Genomic DNA, 24,051 nt, shown 5'->3' on the forward strand with positions numbered 1-24,051 from the left:
AATTAACTGATATCAACAAGAATTCTTTTTCCCTTCTCTCCTAAAATACGTAATTTTGTATTCTTAAATGCTAAATTATGGATCATAATTTTGATAATGATGACGATCTTTTTACAGGAAAAGAGCATACTCCTATTCGTGAGGATGCGTTTAAACTAACTCCTGCGGAAAAGATTGATAAAATACAACGACTATTCGGAGAAATTATGCAAACGTTAGGTTTGGATATGACGGATGATTCATTGAAAGACTCACCTAGACGCGTGGCAAAAATGTATGTGAATGAAATTTTTGGTGGTTTACTTCCTGAAAACAAACCAGGTATTTCTACGTTTTCGAATAAGTATAAGTACAGACAAATGCTAGTGGAAAAAGATATTACCGTATATTCCTTCTGTGAACATCATTTTTTACCAATAATTGGGAAGGCTCATGTAGCGTATATATCAAATGGCGAGGTGATTGGTTTATCAAAAATCAATCGTATTGTTGATTATTATGCGAAACGCCCTCAAGTTCAAGAGCGTTTGACGATGCAAATTGTGGATGCTTTAAAAGAAGCTTTAGGAACAAAGGATGTGGCTTGTATTATTGATGCAAAACATCTTTGCGTGAACTGTCGTGGAATTAAAGACACCGCAAGTTCTACGATTACAGCTGAATTAAGCGGAATTTTCCGTACCAATCCAATTACAAGGCAAGAATTCCTTCATTATGTAGGAAGTCATGCAACGATTAATTAAATGGATTTTTTTGTCTAGAAAAATATACGATGACCAAGTTTAAGAAAATATCGAATACCATTTATATCACAACGATTATTTGTTGTGGATAGTTCCTTATTTTAGATTTTACATCAAGTATTTTTTCAATCATTTAATATAGAAGTATAATGCAACTTAATATATACAATTCACTTTCGGGTGAAAAAGAAGTTTTCAAACCAATTTTAGAAGGAAACATCGGGATGTACGTTTGTGGCCCAACGGTTTATTCTAATGTTCACATGGGGAACGTGAGGACGTTTATGTCTTTCGATTTCATTTATAGAACGTTGATGCATTTAGGGTATAAAGTACGTTATGTGCGTAATATCACGGATGCAGGGCATCTTACGGATGATGGTTCTGTTGAAAACGATCGTTTTGTGAAGCAATCGCGTTTGGAAAAATTGGAACCCATGGAAATTGTTCAGAAATATACGATTGATTTTCACCAAGTTCTAAAAATGTTTAACAATCTTCCGCCCAATATTGAACCGACCGCAACGGGACATATTATTGAGCAGTTGGAGTTAACAAGACTTTTAATAGACAAAGGCTTTGCTTACGAAAGCAATGGTTCAGTATATTTTGATGTCCATGAATACAATGCTCGTGGCGGAAATTATGGTGAATTAAGCAAGCGAAATATCGAAGAACTTTTTGCAAATACCCGTGATTTGGATGGGCAAGGTGAAAAGAAAAATCCACAGGATTTCGCTTTGTGGAAGAAAGCTTCACCAGAACATATTATGAAGTGGCCTTCGCCTTGGGGGGAAGGGTTTCCGGGATGGCATTTGGAGTGTACAGCGATGAGTACGAAATATCTTGGTGATCGATTTGATATTCACGGTGGTGGCATGGATTTGAAATTTCCGCATCACGAATGTGAGATCGCGCAAGGAAAAGCCTGCAATGATACGCCTCCAGTAAATTATTGGATGCACGCAAACATGCTTACGATGAATGGTCAAAAAATGAGTAAGTCAACGGGAAATACCATTCTTCCAATGGAATTGGTTACCGGTGATAATAGCTTTTTTGAAAAAGCATTTCATCCTTCTGTCGTTCGATTTTTCTTTTTGCAAGCGCATTACAGAAGTGTGGTCGATCTTTCTAACGACGCTTTGGTGGCGAGCGAAAAAGGTTTCAATCGTTTAATGGAAGCAGTGAAATTGTTAGATAATTTACCAACTTCAACACAATCGTCGATCAATGTAGCCGAGTGGAAGCAAAAAGCTTACGAAGCTTTAACCGATGATTTTAATTCACCTATTTTAATTGCGCATTTATTTGAAGCTGTAAAATGGATTTTTGCGATTCAAGATGGTAAGGAAACAATTACATCGGAGGATTTAGCAGAGTTGAAGTCGCTAATTCATGGTTTTGTTTTCGATGTATTAGGTTTGCAAAATGTAGAAGAAAGCAATCATCAAAAATTAGATCAAACATTGCAAGTTTTGATTGATTTGAGAAACCAAGCGCGTAAAGCGAAGAATTTTGAACTTTCAGACCAAATTAGAGATCGATTGCTAGAAGAAGGTATCGAATTGAAGGACGGTCGTGACGGAACTTCGTATCAAATTAGCTAATCAAACGATTTAAAAAAATAAAAGAAACTCCTTTGAAATTTTCAAAGGAGTTTTTCTTTATTCCCTCATTTTGAGGGAATGAAGTTTGTGAGGTCTTGAAAGCGGGTTATTTTGCTTTTTGACTCAGTTTCATCAAGTTGATTTGTGTCATGTTTCTCCGTAAGCTTTGTAAATTATTGTAAATCAACAAATAAACATAAAATTAATTTTTGTTTTTTTTCACTGTAAATAGATGGGATTCTAGAGAATTTCTATAAATTGCAATTCGTAAAATTCCCCTACTATGAAGTTATTCTTTCACATTAATTTCAATACGCAATTCGGAGAAAAGCTCCAATTGATTATGATTGAGAATCATCAAGCGGTTAAAACCTATGATTTAAAATACGAAAACCACGGTTGGTGGACAGCTGAGATTGATTATTTCTCAAAAACGTTAAGCTACAAATATCAAGTAGTTACAGACCAAGGTGAGATTTTGCATGAAGAATATTCATTGCACGAACTTGCTTTGGCTCATTCGTATGATGAATTTGAAATCTATGATGTTTGGAATAACAAAAATTATCCAGAGAACTATCTTAACAACAAAATTCTAAAGAATAAGTTAGGAAATTTCAAAGCGGAAAAAGTTTCGCTTTTGAAAAAACATACCCATCATTTCAGGATTGAAGCACCTTTGTATCATCCAAATTGGAGAGTGGTATTGCTTGGAAGCTCTGAATCACTTGGAAATTGGGAATATTTGAAAACGGTTCCCATGTATCAAACGGATTACGGAGTTTGGGAAGCGGGTGTAACGATTCCTGATCAAAATCTGATCTACTACAAATACGGAATCATGGATACCGTTTCGGGTGATGTAATCGATGTTGAATACGGTGATAATCGTTGGGTGTATCCAAATTCGGAAGATGAAATTTTGATGGTGAAATCCGATCATTATTTTAGATTCAAATCGTGGGAATTGTATCATGCAGCGGGTGTTGCTGTCCCGGTTTTTGCCTTACGGTCTCAAAGTGGATTTGGTGTTGGTGAGTTTCAAGACATGAAATTATTGGCAGATTGGTCGCACCAAACGAATTTAGGAATCATGCAGATTCTTCCAATTAATGATACAACGGCAAATTATTCTTGGACAGATTCATATCCGTATGCGGCGATTTCGGTTTATGCGCTTCATCCACAATATATTTCGCTAGAAAAATTGGATTTTGAGATTCCAAAAGCGAATATTGAAGCTTATCAGAAAGAAAAAGAGGAGTTGAATAGCTTAGAAGTCATCGATTACGAAAAGATGATTTCTGGAAAATGGAAGTTTATTCAAGCTGTTTTTGAAGCGAATAAAGTTCAGATTTTAAAAGATAAAAATTTCAAAAAATTTCAAAAAGAACAGGAAGCGTGGCTGATGCCGTATTCCGCTTTTTGTGTTTTGAGAGATAAATATAACACACCGAATTTCAACGACTGGAAAACGCATAAGAAATATATTGCAGGAAAAGTTTCTGCGATTTTTGCTCCAAAAAGTAAGGATTATGAAACGGCGATGATGCATTCTTGGGTGCAGTATCAACTTCATTTGCAATTGAAAGAGGCGATTGACTACGCTCATGGATTGGGAGTTTCTGTAAAAGGCGATTTACCGATTGGTATTTACCGCTATTCTGTGGAAGCATGGACGGAACCTGAATTATTCGGAATGGATTTCCAAGCTGGAGCACCACCGGATCAGTTTACCGATTTAGGTCAAAATTGGGGATTCCCAACCTATAATTGGGAAGCAATGAAGCAAGACGGTTACCAATGGTGGAAAAATCGTTTCAAAGCATTGGAACAGTATTTTGATGCGATGCGAATTGATCATATTCTTGGGTTTTTCAGAATTTGGAGAATGCCATTTTCGGCAACTCAAGGTATTTTGGGATATTTCTATCCTGCAATTCCAGTAACGATAAACGAGTTTAAACAAAAAGGGATTTCTTTTGATTACGATCGTTTTTGTACGCCTTTTATTAACGATCAAATTTTATGGAATCTTTTCGGCGAAGAGAAAAATCCAATTGCCGAGTATTATTTGAATGCAAAAGGAGATGGAACGTATTCATTTAAAGAAGATTTTAATACGCAACGAAAGCTTTCAGAACATTTTGAAGAGAATCCACATTGGGCTTCTGAAAAGTTGATTTCATTAGCAGCAAACATACTGTTTCTTACTGAAGATCGTGATGGCGAACAAGTGTATCACCCGCGATTTAACATCAATAAAACGGAATCGTATAAGTTTTTACCGATATCAGTTCAAAATGAATTGTACGCTATTTATTTAGATTATTTCTTTAAGCGCCAAGATGAAATGTGGGCGAAAAGTGCCATGGAAAAGCTTCCGATGATTCTTAACGCGACGGATATGCTTATTTGTGGGGAAGATTTGGGCTTGGTTCCAGATTGCGTTCCTGTAGTAATGGATCAACTGGCGATTACGGCACTGAAAGTTCAGCGTATGCCTTCGGAAAATATCCTTTGGTACGATCCAAAAAACGCGAGCTATATGAATGTTGTTACGGCTTCGTCACACGATAGTTCTACGTTAAGACAATGGTGGCAAGAAGACCGAGATCTTTCGGTGAAATATTTTAAAGATCAACTTCATCAGCATGGAACGGCGCCTTGGAGTTTAGAACCTCAGTTGGCGGAAGTGATTATGAAACAGCATTTGTTCAACGATGCAATGTTGGCGATTTTTCCAATTCAGGAGTTTTTGGCGACAGAATCGTATTTGACGCATCCAAAACAAGATTTAGAGAGAATTAATAATCCAGCGGTTTTCCCGCATTATTGGAGATACCGTATGCATCTGAATTTGGAAGATTTGGTTAATCAAAAAGAATTCAATACCAAAATCGGACAATGGGTTTCCGATAGTGGAAGAAAATAAAATATTTCTGAATATCAGAAAGTTAAAGGAAGTTTTATCGAGAAGATTTAACTTCCTTTTTGTTTTTACATCATACTAATAGAATTCGATGGAATTCTTTAACCAAATTAATGTGAAAAAAAATGAAAAAAATAGTTTTACTCTTAGCGTTAGGAAGTTTAGGCTTAGCTAATGCTCAATATTATCCAAACTCTGGATATCAGGATTCCTGGTATGATACGTATGATGAAGGAAATTATTTCTCCGACGATTACTATTACGAATATCCACAAGATTATTATGATGATGGGTATTATGAAGATATGTACAGCGATTATAGACGAAGTGTTTCTCAAGTAAATTGGGATCGTTTCTTTACCCAAATGAGGTTGAGTCCGCAGCAAATTAGTTTGATTATTGATTTGAATAGACAGTTTCCTTCGTATGGAGTTTGGAATTCCTATTATCGAGTGAATCCAGTTCGTTGGTTTTATGATCGTTTTTATGCTTTAGAACGTATTTTGGGACCACGTGTGTTTGTTGTTTTCCAAAATAGATATTACAACGGATATTCGCCAGTGGTTTATTATACAAATCATTGGACGAATTACTACGGACCAAGATATCGAGTTCGTCCAGCATACACGCATGTAAATATTAATGTTTACCATGTTAATAGAAAAGATTTCCACCAATATTCTGCGAATCGCTTTGGATGGAATGAACCTAGAAACTACAATACGAATAATGTAAATGGATTTAGAGCTTCTAATAATAGAGCCGAAGCTTCTCAACGAAATACGGTTCGTAATGATGAAGTAAGACGAAATTCAAATAGTGAAAATAGAAACGAAAGCTCTCGAGTGAATTCGAATAGAAATCAAGGGATTTATCAAGGAAATTCGAATCGTGGAAATGTTGAAACGAGACGAGCAGAAGCTCCTAGACAAGATAATTCAAGAAGAAATTATGGCGAAATAGAAAGAAATACGCGCTCTAATGAAAACCGTGGAATGCAACAGCAACCTTCACGCAGCCAACAAGAACGACGTGTTACGCCAAACCCTTCTAGAGGAGAATCGGGCAACTCCACTAGAAGTCAGTCTCAATCTCGAGGAAGCGTTCAGCGTTTTACTCAGAGATAAGATAGACCATTCAATTTTTTGTAATCCCGATTTATTTTAAATCGGGATTTTTTTTTAGAAAAATTTAGTGGTTTTTTAACAAAAAATTATGATATAACTATTTAACCTTCAATTGGTTATTGAATCAAATAAATAGAAAACAGAATTAAAAATTTAGATAATAAAATGAAAAAATTAGTATTAAGTTTTGCTTTGGTAGGTTTAGGAACATTAGCCATGGCTCAACAAACTCAGAAAAAAGAAATTACGCCAGAGCAGAAAGCGAAGTTCGAGCAAAAAAAAGCAGAGCGTTTTGAAAAAATGAAAGCCGATTTGAAATTATCAGACGCTCAAGTAAGCCAAATTAAAGCCTTGCAAGAGCAAAATAAAGGGCAACGAGAAAAAATGATGGCCGAAAGAAAAGCGCAAATGCAAGAGCATAAAGCAAAAAGAGAGCAAATGCAGGCGGATATGAAAAAGATTTTAACACCAGAACAGTATGTGAAATGGGAACAAATGAAGAAGGAAAATATGCAGAAAAAGACCACAATGGTGCAGAAAAAGAAAATGCACAAACCTATGCAATAAGCCAACAATAAGCATAGTTCATAATTTTAGTTTTTTTAAAGTGAAGTGGGATTCGTCCCACTTTTTTTTGTACATTCCCTAAAGATAAATGTGAAAATTTTATGGTCAAAAAATTTAGACTTGGCATCGTCCTTTTCTGCTTTTTGTCTCTGCATTCGCCCATGAATGCTCAAAAGTTAGAGAAGGTAAACATGCAAGACTTTACAAGTTTTGTACATACTAATGGGACTCCAGCGATTATTTTGTATCGCTATGTAGTTCATGAAGTACGTGATAACGGTAGTTTTGATATTACGAATACCCAAAGAATTAAAATATTTGATGCAGAACTAGCCAAAGATTTAATTTTTTATCAAATTCCGCTTCGTAAGGGGAATTTAGGAACAGATCGCATTGTGAAATTTCAAGCTACTACCTATAATTCAATTGATGATAAAATCTATGAATCGAAAATCACTTCAAAAGATTTAGAGGAAGAAAAGTTTCCGTATGGAAGCATCATGACGTTTTTTCTGCCTCAAGTTCGTGATGGATCCGTGATTGAATATTCTTATACCATAAATACCATGGAACCCAATTTGAATGTAGACGTTCAACTCGATTACCCGCAGAAGCAATTTGAATATTCAGGAATTGTTCCTGATGGTTGGAATTTGGATTTTAAATCGAAAGGAGATTTACTCAATGCTGAAGCTAAAAAAGGAGGGAAATACCGTGATGAAACGAAAATTTCGCTTAAAGATATACCTGCTTTTACTTTGGAACCTTTAGCAATGGGGCAAGAGGGGAGAAGGATGGCTTTTATGCCCATACTTACAGGAGGATTCCAAAGGTATTCTGATGAAGATTTATGGAATAATCTAGCGGAGTTTCTGGGTACAAATAGTGATTTTGGAAGAGCGCTGAAGCGAACTAAAATGATTGATAATGTATTGCCAACGTCTATTTTGTCTGAAAACGATACGTATTCTAAAGCACAAAAGATTTTGGAATTTACGCAGCAAAATTTTAGATTTAACGGTAAGGAAGGGATTTTTACAGAAGAAGGAATTCCTAATTTATTGAAAACACGTTTGGGGAATTCGGCAGAGATTAATTTGTTGTTGACAATGCTTTTTAGAAAGGCTGGACTGAAAGCATACCCTGTTTTAGTTCCGGATATTTCGGACGAAATTGTAACAACATGGCCAACTATAGACAATCTTCAACATGTAATTTCTACAGTTGAATTTGGTGGGAAGTATTATTTTTATGATGCGTCCAATCCTATTTTGAAAGTCAATGAGCTTCCAGAAGTATATTTTAACAGAATCGGTTTGATGTTGGACGATAAAAAACCGGTTTTTATACGAATTGATTATCCTCAGAAAAGTACTCAATCCACAATTGTTCACGCAAAAATTTCGAAAGATGGTCAATTAACAGGAACCTTTAAAGAAGAAAAGACGAATCTGTTAGCCACTTTTGCAGATGATAAATATTTCAAGAACAAGTACGAATTTTTTAAAGATTATGTCAATAAATTGCCTGTCGGGATTGATGAGCCAAATGTTCAGAAAATCGGAAATACATTCACCTATAACTTTAGTTTTGATGAAAAGTATGTAAATGTTGGCAAGAAAGGTGAGATTGAAGTAAAACCGTTACTTTTTTTAGTGGAAGATTATTTTAATTATTCTCAACAAAAAGGAATACGCCAAAGTCCTGTTCGTTTTGAAAGTGCTCAAGATTTGAAAAAGGTTGTACGAATTGAGTTTCCCTCGAATTATCGAATTCAGAATCTTCCAAAACCGTTTAAAGTTCGTACTTCCGATTCCGAAATTTCTTATTTGTATGAACTGAGTAGCCAAGCGAATGTTTTGGAAGCCAAAGTGACGCTGAGTGTAGCGAAACAAACCTTCCCTAAAGAATTTTTCTCCTATTTGAAAGAGGTTTTGGATAACGCACTACAAGCAGAAAATGTAAAGGTTATTGCCAAACCACAATAAGAATTTTCGTAACTTTATCTTGTTTATTTACAAGTAAAAATAGTATTTTTAACAAAATTTTAAGATTATGATCAGTGAAAAAATTTCATCATTAATTAATGAACAAATAGCGAAAGAACAATATGCTGCCCAGTATTATCTGTCAATGTCAGCTTGGTTTTATGCACAGGATTTAGATGGAATTGCCAACTATTTTCGAGTTCAAAGCAAAGAAGAACTAATGCACGCCGATAAAATGTTTGATTTTTTAACGGATGTAGGAGCTAATATCGTGATTGGGGAAATTCCTCAGCCACCACACGCTTTTGCCGATGCTTTAGATATTTTTGATAAGGCATTAGAGCATGAAAAAATTGTGACTAAATCCATTTTTAATATTGTGAAAGCAGCTAATGATGAAGGTGACTTCGCAACTACCTCTTTCTTGCAATGGTTTATTAACGAGCAAGTAGAAGAAGAGGCGAACGCATCTCAGCTTTTAGCAAAAATTAAAATGGTAAAAGATAACCCTTCTGCATTATATTTATTCGATCAAGAACTAGCAACACGCGTTTTTGATCCTGCCGCAGGACAATAATATACGTTATGAAGGCTTTTATCCTATTATTTTGTGCATTTGCGACAGCAAATGCACAAAATGTCTCTAGTGAAGTGATTCCGGATAATATGAAGTCGAATGCCTATGTTGTGGTCCGTGAAAATACAGAAGATTATACCATTAATTCAATCGATAATATTGAATTAAAAAAAGCAAAAGTTTGGACGATTCTTAAAAAAGAAGGCGACAATCAAAGCCAAATTGTTTTGCATTATGACAAAAATACAAAGCTGAATGATATCAAAGTAGTTGCTTATAACGCTGCAGGGAAAGAAATTGAGAAGTTTTCTCGAAAAGATTTTGCCGATTATAGCAATACACCTTCATTTGCTTTATATGATGATAACCGTGTTTTAGTACTCAAAGTAAACTCCAATACCTATCCTTATACGATCAAGCTTTCCTATACAGAAAATTCGTCTGACACTGTTTTTATTTCTGATTTTGTTGGGATTTCGGCATACCATACCTCTGTTGAAAGCTCAATACGCAGAATAGAAAACAAATCCGGAATTCCATTACGAACTAAAATTTCTAATACATCAATTGCAAGTGTTCAAGCAACTGAAAATGGTAATTCCTACTTCTACGAATACAAAAATATTCCTGCTTTGGAGTTTGAGAAATATGCGCCATCTTCAAAATACATCACGCCAAGCGTTGAGTTTTCTTTGGAAAAATTTTCATTAGCAGGAAAACAAGGAGATATTAAAGATTGGGATGGGTTCGGAAAATGGTACTACAACAATCTTTTAATTCCGCAAAGCGTGGCAACACCTGAATTGAAGGCGGAAGTAGCTGCTTTGAATTTAACAGGAACAACGGAAGAGAAGGTAAAAAAAATCTTCCAACACATGCAAGATAAAAATCGCTACATCGCTGTGGCAATTGGTATTGGTGGTTGGATGCCCATGACTGCCGATGATGTTCGTAAAAAACGTTATGGCGACTGTAAAGCGCTTACCAATTATATGAGAACGATGTTGGAAGTTGCCGGAATTCCTTCACAGTATGCGTTAATCTATAGCGATGAATCCTCGTTAAGCTTTGACCCTAAATTCCCAAAAATGGGTGGTAATCACGCTATTTTGTACGTCCCGAATGGAGACAAACCGATCTGGCTGGAAAATACCAGTCAGACCATTGCTTTTAATCACCTTTCGTATAGTACAACCAATCGAAATGTTTTGGCAGTGAGCGATAAGGGAACGCAGATTATTAATACACCTGTTTTACCAGCAGAAAAGAGCAAAGAGCAAATTAGAGCTAAAATTAAATTAAACGCCGATAAAAGTATTCAAGTGACTTCCGCACATCAATATACAGGCGGCCAATATGATTTTAGCTCAATCTTAGTGGGGTTTTCTAAAAAAGAAATGGAAGATCATTTGAAATCCTATTATGGGGCTTTGGCTTTTTCTCAACTAGATGTTTCTAATTTTAAGAATGATAAAGACGACGCCATCATATCGTATGATGTTAATTTCAAATCCAATGATTATGTTAAGAAATTGGGAGATGATTACTTTTTTGGGGTAATTCCATTTTCTGATTTTTCGATGAATACTTCAGATTCGGAACGTAAATTACCTTTCGAAACATCGTATGCATACCAAGATGATTACGAGATTGAGTACGAAGCGCCAGCAGGATATAAATTTTCGGATTTACCTTCAGAAAAAGAATTGAAATCCGAGTTCGGTACATATCAAATTAAATACAGAATGGATAATGCGAAACTTATTGTTCATCGAGTTTTAACGATTAATAAAGGAGTTTATCCGAAAGAAAAATACGCTCAGTACATTGATTTTCGTAAGAAAACAATAAATCAGGATAATGTGAAAATTCTTGTTACTAAAATCTAAAACACCATTATATGAAAAAAACTCTACTTTTTTTGTTCGTTTTACTATTTCAATTTGGGTTTACTCAAAAGAAATTTAAAGAGCTTTCAAAAATTTCTCCCGAGGATTTTGGACAGCAAAAATCGACAATTACTCCAGATGCGCCAGCCGAATATTTGTATCGATCGATGCGTAACGTTATTCAAACGGATGGGACTATTGAGACCACGTATATTTCTCGAATGATAATTTATGATAAAGATAAAGCAGATTCTTATCTTTCACCAGAGTTTTCTATTTATGAAACAGATGACAGAGAGCGTGAGAAAGTTTTAAATTTTAATGCGGTTACGTATAATTTAGAAGACGGAAAAGTGGTGACCAATAAAGTGGAAAAAGATTCGAAATTTCGTTCCAAAGAAGATAAAAACTACACAGTAACCAAATTTACCTTTCCGAATGTTAAAAATGGTTCTATTGTAGAGTACAAATATGTCATTGGTGCACCATCTCGTTTTTTATGGAGTATTGATCGATTTATGATCGAGACTTCCTTGCCACAGCGTTATGTAGATTACTTTTTAGATTCACCTAAATATTTAGGTTACAACATCAACTATAAAGGAGATGTTACGCCCAAGGTTCGTGAAATGCAAGCGATGAACATATATGGAAGTGAATATCAAGTATATCGTTTTGGTTACGAAAACGTTCCTGCCTATAAAGATGAAATGTTTGTCCTAAACGATAATAATCATAAGACTTCCATCAAGGCAGAATTAAATTCAACCATGATTAACAATGGCTACAAATCGTACGCAACATCTTGGGAGGATATTCGCAAAAGACTAAATGATTTTGAGGATTTTGGTGGGCAAATCAAAAAAGCCAACTTGGTGAAAGATCTTCTTCCGCAAGATGTAACGAAAATTGTAAGCAAATTAGATCGTGCCAATGCGATTTTAAAGTATGTTCAAAATAATTATACATGGAATAAAGAAGTGAGTGTTGCTGCGGATAAGGGAGTCAAAAACTTAATTTCAACAAAAAGTGGAAACTCGGCAGAAATCAATATGCTTCTTTTAATGTTGATGAGATCTACAGGTTTAGATGCTAATCCTGTCGTTTTATCTACCATTGATCGTGGTGAATTGTTAGGCTATGTTCCTTCTATTGCGCAGCTAAACTATGTTTTTGTTGCGTTAGAGTTGGATAAAACATTCTATTATTACGATGCGACATCTAAAAATGCACGTGTTTATGAACTTCCGAGAAGAGTATTAAATAAAACGGGCGTTCTGATGACGGATTCGAGTGCGAAAGTAGTTGATGTGTTTTATCCGAAAAAGAGTGCAACCTATCTCAACGTGAATGCACAATTGCTTCCTGACGGTTCTTTCTCAGGTAAATTTTCGGATAGAGACACCAACCTCTATGCAAATATGGTGAATGAAATGTATAATGATGGGAAGGAAGAGCATGTGAAATTGTATAAAGAAAAATACAAATTTGCGCTTTCTGACATCAGCAGCAAACTACGTGAAGACGGTGATTTTGAAACAACTTTGAATTTTAATTCGGATTCATTTGTGGATGCAATTGGAAATAAATTAGCTTTTAATCCACTTTTGTTTTTATATGCTAAAAACCATGATTTTAGTCAAACAGATGCGCGAAGAGCACCAATTGATTTTTTTACAGCAAATGAAAAAGTAAAAAAAGTGGAAATCGTTTTGCCAGAAGGTTATGTTTTTGAAAACGTTCCTGCAGCCAAAAAATTCAGAACGGACGATGATTCAATTCAATATTCTTATATTCCAACATTGGAAGGGAATAAGCTGACTCTAGAAACGAAAGTAACAATTGGAGATTATACATTTCCGAAAGAATACTATCCAGCATTCAAACAGATTTTTGATAACATTACAAAACTCGAAGGACAAGTAGTTACAGCTGTAAAAAAGAAATAAAAAAGAAAAAGCCGACGATCGTCGGCTTTTTTTATCGAATATAAATGATTTTCTTTTCGATGACCGTTTTACCCATTTTTTCAAGAATCGATTGATATTGATCTAACTGGGCATCGTGCTTTTCTAGGTTTTCTTCTCCAGTCTTATAATCCACAATAATCCAGCCTTTTGGGGTTTCAATTAAGCGGTCGGGACGGAAAATTTTGGTTTCTCCTTGATTGGAAATCATCATGTCTTTCTCCGTAAAAACGGTGTTTACCTTATCAAAATAATGCGCGTATTCTGGATTGGTTAAAATGCTTTTTATCTTATCAGATATTTTGATACTTTCCCCTGAACTAAAAATCCCGTTGAGAACATACGTCGTAATAACGCGATCTAAATCCTCAGGATATTTTATTTTGGATAAGATTTCATGTACAAATATTCCTTCTTTAACATGATCAACGGTCTTTTGATAGTTTTTGGAAGGAGTCGCAATTCGAATATTATCTAAATGTTTTTCGTTTTGTGAAAGGCGTTCAATTTTCCAACTGTTCTGCTTTTTCGCCTCTTTTTTCGCTTGTTTTTTTAAATCATCGGGACTCGTTGGGTACAAATCAAACGACGTTTCACTAGCAAGATTTCCTGCTTTGTGTTGAATGAATTCGTATATTTCATTCGCTTTTCCTTTATCAGAAGGCTTTTGTAAATATAAAAACAGCTGTTCCACGGGTCTTGTCGTTGCAACATAACTCACACAAAGCCGATCAATCGTGTTTTTGTACGTGTTTTTTTCGTTAAATTCTTGAATTTTTGGATCGTACGTAGCCAGCAAAGATTCAAAATTGCTGAGGTTAATCGTTTTTAAAGCGTCTTCTTCCAAATCAAACCAATTGCTGAATCGAGAATCTTTTTGTTCGTTGGTCAACGGTAGAAACACCACAGGAAATTCCAATCCTTTTGCCGAATGAATGGTCATCATGTTGATGGCATCAATATTTTCGCTGGCTTGAACGGAAATATCTTTGGCTTCTTCTTCCCAGAATTTAAGAAAGTCTTTCAAAGTGGCTCCCGCATTTTGGGTAAATCCAAAAACGACTTCTAGAAAGTTTAGTAAGTAATCGGTTTCAAGAGTCGGAACCGAAAATTCTTGAAGAAAATATTCTATATAATTATACAAATTCAATTGCGGACTGTCTCCTAAATCCAGTTTTAATTGAAATTGATTTTCTATCGCTTTTTGAATGGTTTCTGCATTTCGAGATTCAAATAAAACGCTAACTTCTTCCGTAAAGTCTCGCATTTTAATTCTTCCCAAATCGTGTAAATGATACAAAAATCGAGTTGCGTATTGCAGGTTTCCAGGTTCTAATTTCCATTGCAAAAACTCGATTAATGCTTTTAGGGTATTGGAAATTTCTAAAGTCAAGCCTTTTTCCGAGATGCATTTTATTTTCTGCGTTTTTCCTTGATAGTCAATATCTTTTTGACCTAACAGAGAAGAAAAGCTTTTGATTTCTTTACTTTTTCTACAAATTATCGTGATGTCCGAAAGCGAAAATCCATTATTAATGCATTCCTGAATGTCTTCGTGCATTTGGATGCTCGCATTTTCAAAGTACGGATCTGCTTTTCTGTCGTATTCCGAAAGGTTGATTTTTACGCGTCCAGGATGTGTTTTTACTGAATTTTGAATTCCCAAAACGCCAAATAAATTTTGATGTTCTTCTTTTAGATTTTGAGAAACGTATTGATAAAGTTCATTGTTGAAATCAACGATGTTTTTAGAGCTTCGCCAGTTATTGCCTAGGTTTTCAACTTGGGCTTGGAGTAAACTTTCTTCTTTTCCGTTGAGAATGTTCAACATAATTTCGCTGTCGCCACCGCGGAATCGATAAATACTTTGCTTCGGATCACCAACCAAGGTAAACGAGCTGTTTTCTGAGGAAACCGTATTGTCTTTTAGAGGAATAATGTTATTCCACTGCATTTGCGAAGTGTCCTGAAATTCGTCAATAAAGAAATGCTGAAATCGAGTTCCGATTTTTTCATAAAGGAAATCGGAAGGTTCGTTTTTTAGATTTTCATTAATCAAAATGTTGAATCTGGAAAGTAAAACCAAGTCGTTTTCATCTTCAATTAGCTGTAATTGATCTTGGATTTCTTTATTGAACTTGAATGGCAACAGTTCTTTTAAAATCTTCTCCGCTTTTATTTGATCAATATAATTCTGAATAATTTTCGTTCGAAACTCAAGTAAGGGCTCAACAAGAGCAGCAACCGAATTTTGAACAGAAACATCTTTACTTGCGCTTCCTTTTCGGAAGGTTTCTAGTTTTTTTTCTTCGTCTCCAGGAAATGGAAAGGTATCTCTACTACCATCATTAAAGTGTTTGTAAGAAATGAAAAAAGCACCAAGTCCATTGCTTTTTCCATGGAAATCATCGGTTGATACACCATTGTTTTGGATGAGCTCTAAGGCTTGTTTCGCGAGTTCAAGATTTTCTTTTTTTAATTCAATAATACGCTTGCGAATCTGATTTTTATACTCTTCATACGCGGGCCAATTGAAATTTTGATTTTTCTGCAATTCATGATAATGAACGTCGTTTGCTAGATTTTTTGCTTTGTGATAAAGGGTTTGACTAACATTTGCTTTTTCATCGTTTTCCAAATTGTATTCCACCAAATCCATAAAAGCATCCGAAATCGGATTTTCTTCTCCAATTTCGTTCAGAACGCGATCTACAGCTTCCAGAAGGAAAGGTTCATTATTGATTTCAATGGAAAATTGGTGTGGAAGTCCAAGTTCGTAAGAGAAATTTCGCACCAACTTTGAGTTGAATTTATCGATGGTGCTAATATTCAACGTAGAATAATGATGCAGAATGTAATCTAATACTTTTTGTGAACGCTCATGAAGTTCAGCAATTGAAACGTTTATTCCTAATGACTTTAACTCACTTTGAATACCCTTTAAATCTATATTTTGCTCGTAATTATCCTTTGTAAAAGCTTTCAACCAATCTAAGATTCGAGCTTTCATTTCACTCGCCGCTTTATTGGTGAATGTCAAAGCTAAAATATGCTGGATCGCATCATGCTGATGAGGTTTGCTTAAACAAATTAATAAAATTCGCTGCACCAAAGTATAGGTTTTCCCTGAACCAGCAGATGCGTTGATTGCTATGTAAGGATGCGCTGTAGCCATTCTTGCGATGTTATATTAGAACCGAAAAGTACAAAAATTAGTCACTAATTCCAATGGTGTTCTCAAAGGATTTTGAATTTTTATCAAAATGATTTGGTGGTTATTAAATTAAATTCTATTTTTGCAATCCAAAATGAGATGTAAACTATGCTAATTATTCCAGTAAAAGACGGAGAGTCTATCGATAGAGCTCTTAAGAAATACAAAAGAAAATTTGACAAAACAGGTGTTGTTAAGAAGTTAAGATCTAGACAGCAATTCCTTAAGCCGTCTGTAACAAACAGACAAGCGAAGTTAAAAGCCGCTCATAAGCAAAGAGAATTAAGTAAAGAAGAACAAGCTTAATACAAGCTTTCTTTTATAATATATCACTTCCCATTGTGTATCTTTGGGGAGTGATTTTTGTTTTATGGCTACAGCAATTGATAAGTTTTTAGAGTATTTGGAAGTAGAGAAACGCTACTCCAAGAATACCATTATTAGCTACAAGAAAGATCTTGGTGATTTTTTGGATTTTGTAGCTAGGGTAGAGGGAAGTGAGGATTTGTTATCTGTAGATAAAAAAGTAGTTCGCAATTTTATTGTTGAAATCAGCAATCAAGGTTTGTTGAAGCGTAGTATTAATCGAAAATTGTCTGCTTTACGTAGTTTCTATCTCTTTTATTTGAAATTGGGTTCTATCTCAATTTCGCCATTAGAAAATATTGATTCATTAAAATTCTATGCTGAGAAGCAAGTTCCCATGTCGGAAGATGAGATGCTTCAACTAGAACAGGTTCTTGATGGGGATTCCAGTCTTCTAGAAAAGTTAATTATCGAAATTCTATATCAAACCGGAATGCGTAAAGCGGAGCTCTGCAATTTACTTTACCAGAACGTTGATTTAGGTTTGTGTGAAATTCGAGTACTAGGGAAGGGGAATAAAGAACGTGTTGTTCCTTTTTCAAAAGAATTAGCTGCATTAATGGGTGGATATCTTAAAGAGCGTAAGCCAAGTCTTGGTTCCGAAATCTATTTTCTTGTCAATAAAAACGGGAAAAAACTCGGCGAAAAATTTGTTTATTCTGTCGTAAATTTCTACCTTAGTCTTGTTACTACCAAGGAAAAGAAAAGTCCGCACATTCTTCGGCATACTTTTGCTACGCATGTTCTTAATTCGGGAGCGGAGATATCCAAAGTGAAGGAAATATTAGGGCATTCTAGCTTGGCGAGTACACAGGTGTATACTAATGCGAATATTGAGCAACTGAAAAAAGTGCTCAACGCAGCGCACCCAAGAGCGATTAAGAAAGATAAGTAGAAAGAAACTTCAGGTTTCTTTGATGTTTAACTGATAAATAGAATAGATTATGAAAATTACAGTGCAGTCTATGGGACTTACTCCTCATGAACCATTAGAAGGGCATATTGAGAAAAAATTGGCTAAGTTGGATACGTTCTATGATAAGATTATTGAGTGTAAAGTTATCTTGAAAGTAGAAAACCGATCTGATCGTGAAAATAAAACTGCAGAAATCATTTTGGTAGTTCCGGGTGATGATATCGTTGTAAAAAAGACAAGTTCTAGTTTTGAGGATAGTCTTGATCAATGTGCTGATACTGCTAAAAAGTTACTAATCAAGAAGAAAGAAACGGCTTAAAAAATAAGTGTAAAAAAGTCTAAAAATAATTTGGGAATTTCAAATAAACTGCTTTATCTTTGCCACCGCAAAACAGAATAGTAGTCTTTTGAAATTCTCAATTTTTTGTTTGAAGGAATTCAAAAGAAAATAACTACTCGAAAAAAAAACTTAAAAAAAGTTTTGGTAGACAAAAAAAACATTCTATATTTGCACACGCAAAAAGCGAAAGGCTTTTTCAAGAATAGAGATCTTTAATAGAAAAAATATTTTGCCTCCATAGCTCAGTTGGCCAGAGCACGTGATTTGTAATCTCGGGGTCGTGGGTTCGAATCCCTCTGGAGGCTCAGTAAAAACTTTGGGGAGATTCCAGAGCGGTCAAATGGGACTGACTGTAACTCAGTTGCTTCGGCTTCGCAGGTTCGAATCCTGCTCTCCCCACTTTTTTATAAAATAAAATGTTGCAAGGTTAAAAAGTATTTTTTACATTTGCACACCGTTTACCAACATAGTTTTTGGAAACAAAAATGCGGAAGTAGCTCAGTTGGTAGAGCGTCAGCCTTCCAAGCTGAATGTCGCGGGTTCGACCCCCGTCTTCCGCTCATAGAAAATCACACCAACCAATTGCGTGTGATTTTTTTTTGCCGACGTAGCTCAGGGGTAGAGCGTTTCCTTGGTAAGGAAGAGGTCGTGAGTTCAAATCTCATCGTTGGCTCAAAAATCTCTCAGGGAACTGGGAGATTTTTATTTGGAGAAATACAGGTTTCAAATACATTCTTAGTAGTGTTCTATAATAGAAGTGTGTTTAGAAAATCTTAACAAGAATTTAGAATTTTCAATTCGAGGTTTTTCAAAATTTGTCTTACCTTTGTACCTCCTTAATAAGAATTAAGCTGGTTTGTAAGGTCAAGTGATTGAATATTAATTTTTTTTGACAAAAATATTTTTGATATTTAAAAAATCACTATATTTGCACACCGAAATTTTAAAATTTAATAATTAAAATAACTTTAAATCATGGCAAAGGAAACGTTTAATCGTAACAAACCACACTTGAACATTGGTACTATTGGTCACGTTGACCATGGTAAGACTACTTTAACTGCTGCTATCAGTAAAGTATTAGCTGATAAAGGTCTTGCAGAAAAAAGAGACTTCTCTGCAATTGACTCTGCACCAGAAGAAAAAGAAAGAGGTATTACTATTAATACTTCACACATTGAATACGAAACAGAAAACAGACATTACGCTCACGTAGACTGTCCAGGTCACGCCGATTATGTTAAGAACATGGTAACTGGTGCTGCTCAAATGGATGGAGCTATCTTAGTATGTGCTGCAACAGACGGACCAATGCCTCAAACAAGAGAGCACATCCTTCTTTGTCGTCAGGTAAACGTACCTAGAATCGTAGTATTCATGAACAAAGTGGATATGGTTGATGATCCAGAATTGTTAGAACTTGTTGAAATGGAATTAAGAGACTTATTGTCTACTTATGACTATTCAGAAGATTCTCCAGTAATCGCTGGTTCTGCTCTAGGTGCCCTTAATGGTGAACCAAAATGGGTTGCAACTGTTGATGAATTGATGAACGCTGTTGATACTTGGATCGAGCAACCACAAAGAGATCAAGATAAGCCATTCTTGATGCCAATCGAAGATGTATTCTCTATTACAGGTAGAGGTACTGTAGCAACTGGTAGAATCGAGGCTGGTGTTATCAATACTGGTGATCCAGTTGATATCGTTGGTATGGGTGATGAAAAATTAACTTCTACTATTACAGGGGTTGAGATGTTCAGAAAGATCCTAGATAGAGGTGAAGCTGGTGATAACGTAGGTCTATTGTTGAGAGGTATTGAAAAAACTGACATCAAGAGAGGTATGGTAATCGCTAAGAAAGATTCAGTAACGCCACACAAAAAATTCAAAGCTGAGGTTTATATCCTTTCTAAAGAAGAAGGTGGACGTCACACTCCATTCCACAACAAATACCGTCCTCAGTTCTACGTAAGAACTACTGACGTTACAGGTGAGATCTTCTTACCAGAAGGTGTAGAAATGGTAATGCCTGGTGATAACTTGACAATTACTGTAGAATTGTTACAACCAATCGCTCTTAACGTAGGTCTTAGATTTGCGATCAGAGAAGGTGGTAGAACAGTAGGTGCTGGTCAGGTAACTGAGATCTTAGACTAATCATCTAATTATACAAAAGTTCCGTAAGGAAACTTACGGAACTTTTTAATCTACGGGCATCGTCCAATGGTAGGATACCGGTCTCCAAAACCGTTGATCTGGGTTCGAATCCTAGTGCCCGTGCAAATTTTTATTATGAGTTCACTAGCAGAATTTATAAAAGGTTCTATCAACGAATTTAAGAATAAGGTAGAATGGCCGAAGTGGCCAGATTTACAATCATCGACCATAGTTGTTACTATCGGTACGGTATTGTTAGCTTTGTTTACATTTGGTGTAGATACTGTATTTAGCAAAGCAATCACAAATACTTTATCAATGTTGATTAACGCATTCAATTAAAAAAATCGTATGAGCGAATTGAAGTGGTACGTGCTGAAGTCAGTAAGTGGCCAAGAAAGTAAAGTAAAAAACTATATTGAGAACGAGATGAGAAGGTTAGGTTTCGAATCATTTGTTACTCAAGTAGTAATTCCTATGGAAAAAGTAATCCAGATTAGAAATGGAAAAAAAGTTCCTAAGGAAAGACCTTACTATCCTGGTTATTTAATGGTTGAAGCTAACCTTATCGGTGAAATTCCGCATATTATTAAAAACATCCCTGGAGTTATCTCATTTTTGAGTTTAACAAAAGGTGGAGATCCTGTTCCAATGAGAAAATCAGAAGTGAACAGAATGTTAGGTCGTATGGACGAGCTTTCAGAATTTGCTACAGAAATGGAGATTCCGTATGTAGTAGGTGAGAGCGTAAAAGTAGTTGATGGTCCATTTAATGGTTTCAACGGTACGATTGAGAAAATCTTGGAAGACAAGAAGAAATTGGAAGTTTCAGTACTTATTTTTGGTAGAAAGACTCCAATGGAATTAAGCTTCATGCAAGTAGAAAAAGTATAAGTTTATACATCACAAATAGAGAAGCTGTTGTTTTTGCAACAGCTTTTTTTTATGCATTTTGTTTTGGATTTCATTTTCAGTATTTTTGATGAAATCGTTAAAATCACGATATAGTTTAGTTATGATCAAATTCGGAATTATAAGAGAAGGAAAAACGCCACCCGATAAACGCGTTGTTTTTACACCAGCTGTTTTAGCAAAATTTAAAAAACAATTCCCTGAAGCTGAAATAGTCGTAGAATCTTCTGATGTTCGAATTTTCAAAGATGAAGAGTATCGTGAAAAAGGATTTGAAGTAACTAACGATTTGTCAGATTGTGATGTTTTGTTGGGAGTTAAAGAGGTTCCTATTGCGCAGTTAATTTCGAACACCAAATACTTCTTTTTTTCACATACTATTAAGCAGCAACCGTATAATCGTGATTTATTGCGCGCTATTTTAGATAAGAATATCGAATTGTACGACCACGAAGTTTTGGTTGAAGCAAATGGAAATCGTTTAGTTGGTTTCGGTCGTTATGCTGGAATTGTAGGTGCATACAATGGTTTTCGAGCTTATGGTTTAAAGCATCATTTATATACACTCCCTAAGGCTGAAACGTTGCAGGATCAAAATGAATTGATCTTCGAATTGAGACAAATTCCACTTCCTAACATTAAAATTGTGCTTACTGGCTCTGGAAAGGTGGCTTTCGGTGCTAAGGAAATGTTGGATGCTATGGAAATCAAGCAAGTTGATGTTGATTCTTTTCTTAATGAAGAATTTGATTTTCCAGTTTATGCTCGAATTGATATATTAGATTATAACATTCATAAAGAAGGTAAGAAAACGGATCGTTCCCATTTTTACCGAAATGCTTCCGAATATAATTCTGATTTTGGAAAGTTTTCTGAAGTCGCTGATTTTTTTATAGCGGGACACTTCTATGCTGATGGTTCACCTTACATATTAACTCAAGAAATGTTAGCTTCACCAAAGAATAAAATTTCAGTTGTAGCCGATGTTTCATGTGATATTGATGGTCCTGTTGCGTGTACAATTCGTCCGTCCACTATCGCTGATCCTATTTATGGTTATGATGCCAAATCTCATTCTGAGATTTCCTTCTTAGATAAAAATAGTATTGCTGTAATGGCGGTTGATAATTTGCCTTGTGAGCTTCCCCGAGATGCGAGTGAGGGGTTTGGTGAAATCTTTTTAGAGCAAGTAATTCCTGCTTTTTTTAATAAGGATCAAGATGGTGTTCTTGAACGGGCGCAAATGACCACTTCAGATGGGCAATTAACCCAAAAATTTTCCTATTTAACAGATTATGTAAAATAAGTTTTTAGATAAAAACATGCTTTTACGTTATTTTATTGAGGATTTACACTATTTATAGAGTAATACTTAGTAAAATTGGTTTGTAGTTAACATAAAATAAGTATATTTGTGTAAACTAATAACCTAAACCAAATGAAAACAAATCTATGCATAGCTATGCTATGTCTTAGCGCTGTATCCTATGCGCAAAATTCTCCAATAGGAAAGGTTGGGATTAACACAAAAAATCCCGAAGAGAAGTTACATATTAAAGGTAACATGAAAACAAAAGGAGCTCAATTAGAGGATCCTTACTCGAAACTTGGCGCTTCAGAAGGCTACAGCTTCTTAATTAAATCGCCCGCGCCAGAAAATAGAATTACTTCTTATAATCAAACTTTTTTACCGCAATCACCTGCACCATTGAATTTGATTCAATTTAAAATTACATGTGATACTAAGGATAACGATTGGGTAAACCAATTTGATACGAAGATTAGTTCGACGAAATTTAACGTGATCATTGCATCGTATGGGTATAATCTCCCGACTTACAATAGTAATAGTAGGATGACACCTGTTCCTCAGATTTACGCCTTTGTTCCCGCTGGGAAAAATACATGGCATTTGAAGGCTGATTATGAATCTTTCACGCCGAAAAATAAAACCACAAAAGGAGTGTGGACATTAAACCTTGTCGTATTTGATAAGTCGTATGCAAGTTCGGTAACAAAGGATTATGATGTTAGCGGGAACGCCACCTATACACCTTCGGGTTCCTTATTGAATTAATAAAACTAAAACTAATAACCATGAAAATTTCTTTATTTTTTGGCTTCCTTTTAGGAGGCTGTGTTCTTGCGTACTCACAAGTGGGTATAGGTACCACAACACCTAGAGGAACATTAGATGTTTCCGGAAATATTCTAGTTGATGGATATTTAAGAGATGACATTAATATTGATGCCGCGGATGATATCAATACCTTTCTCTTGGTAAGATCCAAGGTTTCCTCTCCAGTTGGCGAATTAAAACTTCTTGATGTGAGTATGAGGAATGTAGGTCCTGTTAATAAATACACCGTTAAAGTAAGTAATGTAGATGATGATAAAGTTGCAGGATTAGTAACCAACCTTCCTGAGAGTAAATATGTGATTGCAATAACAGATGCTCGCTTTTCAGTTGCAAATAGTGCTATAACCTCAGATAGTGAATATGGTTCTTTTAGTACTGAAATTACAAAAGTTGTGCGAGGTGGGGTTAGCTACAATGCAATTAATCTCGACTTTACGGGTTCTACTACAACTTCTGGGACTAACGGAACGTGGGAGCTGAGCTTGGTAGTTTATGAGCGTGAATTAGTAAAGGATTGGGGAACCTTTACAGGAAGTGTTTCCAATAGTGCAACACCCAATTACAGCGGAGTATCAAACGTGACTCCACAAGGATTACAATAAT

Annotated in this window: 19 protein-coding genes and 5 tRNA genes; 23 read left to right on the forward strand and 1 reads right to left on the reverse strand. The window is 35.4% G+C overall.

What is annotated here, in order from left to right; all coding sequences use genetic code 11:
- Positions 1-77: 77 nt before the first annotated feature.
- The 9 genes from folE (at position 78) to AC5XHR_RS09835 (ending at position 13,382) form a co-directional block, all read left to right on the forward strand.
- Positions 78-743 carry a GTP cyclohydrolase I FolE gene (gene folE, locus AC5XHR_RS09795; RefSeq protein ID WP_495950610.1) on the forward strand — a complete coding sequence of 222 codons (666 nt, stop codon included), beginning with the start codon at positions 78-80 and terminating at the stop codon, positions 741-743.
- Between the two features lie 149 nt (positions 744-892).
- Positions 893-2,353, forward strand: coding sequence for a cysteine--tRNA ligase (gene cysS, locus AC5XHR_RS09800; RefSeq protein ID WP_495950611.1), 1,461 nt, complete (start codon positions 893-895; stop codon positions 2,351-2,353).
- Between the two features lie 283 nt (positions 2,354-2,636).
- Positions 2,637-5,288 carry a 4-alpha-glucanotransferase gene (locus AC5XHR_RS09805; RefSeq protein WP_495950612.1) on the forward strand — a complete coding sequence of 884 codons (2,652 nt, stop codon included), beginning with the start codon at positions 2,637-2,639 and terminating at the stop codon, positions 5,286-5,288.
- 122 nt (positions 5,289-5,410) lie between these two features.
- On the forward strand, positions 5,411-6,412 hold the full coding sequence (locus AC5XHR_RS09810) for a hypothetical protein (protein ID WP_495950613.1): 1,002 nt from the start codon (positions 5,411-5,413) through the stop codon (positions 6,410-6,412).
- A gap of 165 nt (positions 6,413-6,577) precedes the next feature.
- Positions 6,578-6,979 carry a hypothetical protein gene (locus AC5XHR_RS09815; RefSeq protein ID WP_495950614.1) on the forward strand — a complete coding sequence of 134 codons (402 nt, stop codon included), beginning with the start codon at positions 6,578-6,580 and terminating at the stop codon, positions 6,977-6,979.
- Positions 6,980-7,080: 101 nt separating this feature from the next.
- Entirely contained in the window at positions 7,081-8,967 is a 1,887-nt protein-coding gene (locus AC5XHR_RS09820) for a DUF3858 domain-containing protein (protein WP_495950615.1), read from the forward strand.
- Between the two features lie 67 nt (positions 8,968-9,034).
- Positions 9,035-9,544, forward strand: a complete 510-nt coding sequence (locus AC5XHR_RS09825; RefSeq protein WP_495950616.1) for a ferritin — start codon at positions 9,035-9,037, stop codon at positions 9,542-9,544.
- Between the two features lie 8 nt (positions 9,545-9,552).
- Complete coding sequence (locus tag AC5XHR_RS09830; protein WP_495950617.1) at positions 9,553-11,433, forward strand: DUF3858 domain-containing protein; 1,881 nt, start codon at positions 9,553-9,555, stop codon at positions 11,431-11,433.
- Positions 11,434-11,444: 11 nt separating this feature from the next.
- Positions 11,445-13,382 (forward strand): DUF3858 domain-containing protein, encoded by a 1,938-nt coding sequence (locus AC5XHR_RS09835; protein WP_495950618.1) that lies wholly within the window; start codon positions 11,445-11,447, stop codon positions 13,380-13,382.
- 31 nt (positions 13,383-13,413) lie between these two features.
- Here the strand turns inward: AC5XHR_RS09835 and AC5XHR_RS09840 are convergent, their stop codons facing one another.
- Positions 13,414-16,575: a UvrD-helicase domain-containing protein gene (locus AC5XHR_RS09840; RefSeq protein WP_495950619.1), complete on the reverse strand. Its 3,162-nt coding sequence runs from the start codon at positions 16,573-16,575 to the stop codon at positions 13,414-13,416.
- A 147-nt stretch (positions 16,576-16,722) separates the two neighbouring features.
- Here AC5XHR_RS09840 and rpsU point away from each other — a divergent pair, with 147 nt between their 5' ends.
- The 14 genes from rpsU to AC5XHR_RS09910 all read left to right on the forward strand — a co-directional run bounded on the left by rpsU (position 16,723) and on the right by AC5XHR_RS09910 (position 24,050).
- Positions 16,723-16,920 carry a 30S ribosomal protein S21 gene (gene rpsU, locus AC5XHR_RS09845; RefSeq protein WP_495950620.1) on the forward strand — a complete coding sequence of 66 codons (198 nt, stop codon included), beginning with the start codon at positions 16,723-16,725 and terminating at the stop codon, positions 16,918-16,920.
- 64 nt (positions 16,921-16,984) lie between these two features.
- Entirely contained in the window at positions 16,985-17,875 is an 891-nt protein-coding gene (locus AC5XHR_RS09850; protein ID WP_495950621.1) for a tyrosine-type recombinase/integrase, read from the forward strand.
- A gap of 49 nt (positions 17,876-17,924) precedes the next feature.
- A complete protein-coding gene (gene hpf, locus AC5XHR_RS09855; RefSeq protein ID WP_495950622.1) occupies positions 17,925-18,215 on the forward strand; it encodes a ribosome hibernation-promoting factor, HPF/YfiA family in 291 nt (96 codons plus the stop codon).
- Between the two features lie 252 nt (positions 18,216-18,467).
- A tRNA-Thr gene (locus AC5XHR_RS09860) sits at positions 18,468-18,541 on the forward strand.
- 13 nt (positions 18,542-18,554) lie between these two features.
- A tRNA-Tyr gene (locus tag AC5XHR_RS09865) sits at positions 18,555-18,635 on the forward strand.
- Between the two features lie 88 nt (positions 18,636-18,723).
- A tRNA-Gly gene (locus AC5XHR_RS09870) sits at positions 18,724-18,796 on the forward strand.
- A gap of 41 nt (positions 18,797-18,837) precedes the next feature.
- Positions 18,838-18,909 (forward strand) — tRNA-Thr (locus AC5XHR_RS09875).
- 302 nt (positions 18,910-19,211) lie between these two features.
- Positions 19,212-20,396 (forward strand): elongation factor Tu, encoded by a 1,185-nt coding sequence (gene tuf, locus AC5XHR_RS09880; RefSeq protein ID WP_495950623.1) that lies wholly within the window; start codon positions 19,212-19,214, stop codon positions 20,394-20,396.
- A gap of 52 nt (positions 20,397-20,448) precedes the next feature.
- Positions 20,449-20,519: transfer RNA gene (locus AC5XHR_RS09885), tRNA-Trp, on the forward strand.
- Between the two features lie 12 nt (positions 20,520-20,531).
- Complete coding sequence (secE, locus tag AC5XHR_RS09890) at positions 20,532-20,738, forward strand: preprotein translocase subunit SecE (RefSeq protein WP_495950624.1); 207 nt, start codon at positions 20,532-20,534, stop codon at positions 20,736-20,738.
- A 9-nt stretch (positions 20,739-20,747) separates the two neighbouring features.
- On the forward strand, positions 20,748-21,290 hold the full coding sequence (gene nusG / locus AC5XHR_RS09895; protein WP_495950625.1) for a transcription termination/antitermination protein NusG: 543 nt from the start codon (positions 20,748-20,750) through the stop codon (positions 21,288-21,290).
- A 124-nt stretch (positions 21,291-21,414) separates the two neighbouring features.
- On the forward strand, positions 21,415-22,614 hold the full coding sequence (locus AC5XHR_RS09900; protein ID WP_495950874.1) for an NAD(P)-dependent oxidoreductase: 1,200 nt from the start codon (positions 21,415-21,417) through the stop codon (positions 22,612-22,614).
- Between the two features lie 156 nt (positions 22,615-22,770).
- Complete coding sequence (locus AC5XHR_RS09905; RefSeq protein ID WP_495950626.1) at positions 22,771-23,385, forward strand: hypothetical protein; 615 nt, start codon at positions 22,771-22,773, stop codon at positions 23,383-23,385.
- Positions 23,386-23,465: 80 nt separating this feature from the next.
- On the forward strand, positions 23,466-24,050 hold the full coding sequence (locus AC5XHR_RS09910; protein WP_495950627.1) for a hypothetical protein: 585 nt from the start codon (positions 23,466-23,468) through the stop codon (positions 24,048-24,050).
- Position 24,051: the final 1 nt, after the last annotated feature.

The sequence above is a fragment of the Kaistella sp. CFF1-2 genome (assembly GCF_059509915.1).

What these genes read in the sequence shown, in the direction of transcription:
- folE (WP_495950610.1), top strand. Translation starts at nt 78, where the DNA reads ATGGATCATAATTTTGATAATGATGACGATCTTTTTACAGGAAAAGAG.
- cysS (WP_495950611.1), top strand. Translation starts at nt 893, where the DNA reads ATGCAACTTAATATATACAATTCACTTTCGGGTGAAAAAGAAGTTTTC.
- AC5XHR_RS09805 (WP_495950612.1), top strand. Translation starts at nt 2,637, where the DNA reads ATGAAGTTATTCTTTCACATTAATTTCAATACGCAATTCGGAGAAAAG.
- AC5XHR_RS09810 (WP_495950613.1), top strand. Translation starts at nt 5,411, where the DNA reads ATGAAAAAAATAGTTTTACTCTTAGCGTTAGGAAGTTTAGGCTTAGCT.
- AC5XHR_RS09815 (WP_495950614.1), top strand. Translation starts at nt 6,578, where the DNA reads ATGAAAAAATTAGTATTAAGTTTTGCTTTGGTAGGTTTAGGAACATTA.
- AC5XHR_RS09820 (WP_495950615.1), top strand. Translation starts at nt 7,081, where the DNA reads ATGGTCAAAAAATTTAGACTTGGCATCGTCCTTTTCTGCTTTTTGTCT.
- AC5XHR_RS09825 (WP_495950616.1), top strand. Translation starts at nt 9,035, where the DNA reads ATGATCAGTGAAAAAATTTCATCATTAATTAATGAACAAATAGCGAAA.
- AC5XHR_RS09830 (WP_495950617.1), top strand. Translation starts at nt 9,553, where the DNA reads ATGAAGGCTTTTATCCTATTATTTTGTGCATTTGCGACAGCAAATGCA.
- AC5XHR_RS09835 (WP_495950618.1), top strand. Translation starts at nt 11,445, where the DNA reads ATGAAAAAAACTCTACTTTTTTTGTTCGTTTTACTATTTCAATTTGGG.
- AC5XHR_RS09840 (WP_495950619.1), bottom strand. Translation starts at nt 16,575, where the DNA reads ATGGCTACAGCGCATCCTTACATAGCAATCAACGCATCTGCTGGTTCA.
- rpsU (WP_495950620.1), top strand. Translation starts at nt 16,723, where the DNA reads ATGCTAATTATTCCAGTAAAAGACGGAGAGTCTATCGATAGAGCTCTT.
- AC5XHR_RS09850 (WP_495950621.1), top strand. Translation starts at nt 16,985, where the DNA reads ATGGCTACAGCAATTGATAAGTTTTTAGAGTATTTGGAAGTAGAGAAA.
- hpf (WP_495950622.1), top strand. Translation starts at nt 17,925, where the DNA reads ATGAAAATTACAGTGCAGTCTATGGGACTTACTCCTCATGAACCATTA.
- tuf (WP_495950623.1), top strand. Translation starts at nt 19,212, where the DNA reads ATGGCAAAGGAAACGTTTAATCGTAACAAACCACACTTGAACATTGGT.
- secE (WP_495950624.1), top strand. Translation starts at nt 20,532, where the DNA reads ATGAGTTCACTAGCAGAATTTATAAAAGGTTCTATCAACGAATTTAAG.
- nusG (WP_495950625.1), top strand. Translation starts at nt 20,748, where the DNA reads ATGAGCGAATTGAAGTGGTACGTGCTGAAGTCAGTAAGTGGCCAAGAA.
- AC5XHR_RS09905 (WP_495950626.1), top strand. Translation starts at nt 22,771, where the DNA reads ATGCTATGTCTTAGCGCTGTATCCTATGCGCAAAATTCTCCAATAGGA.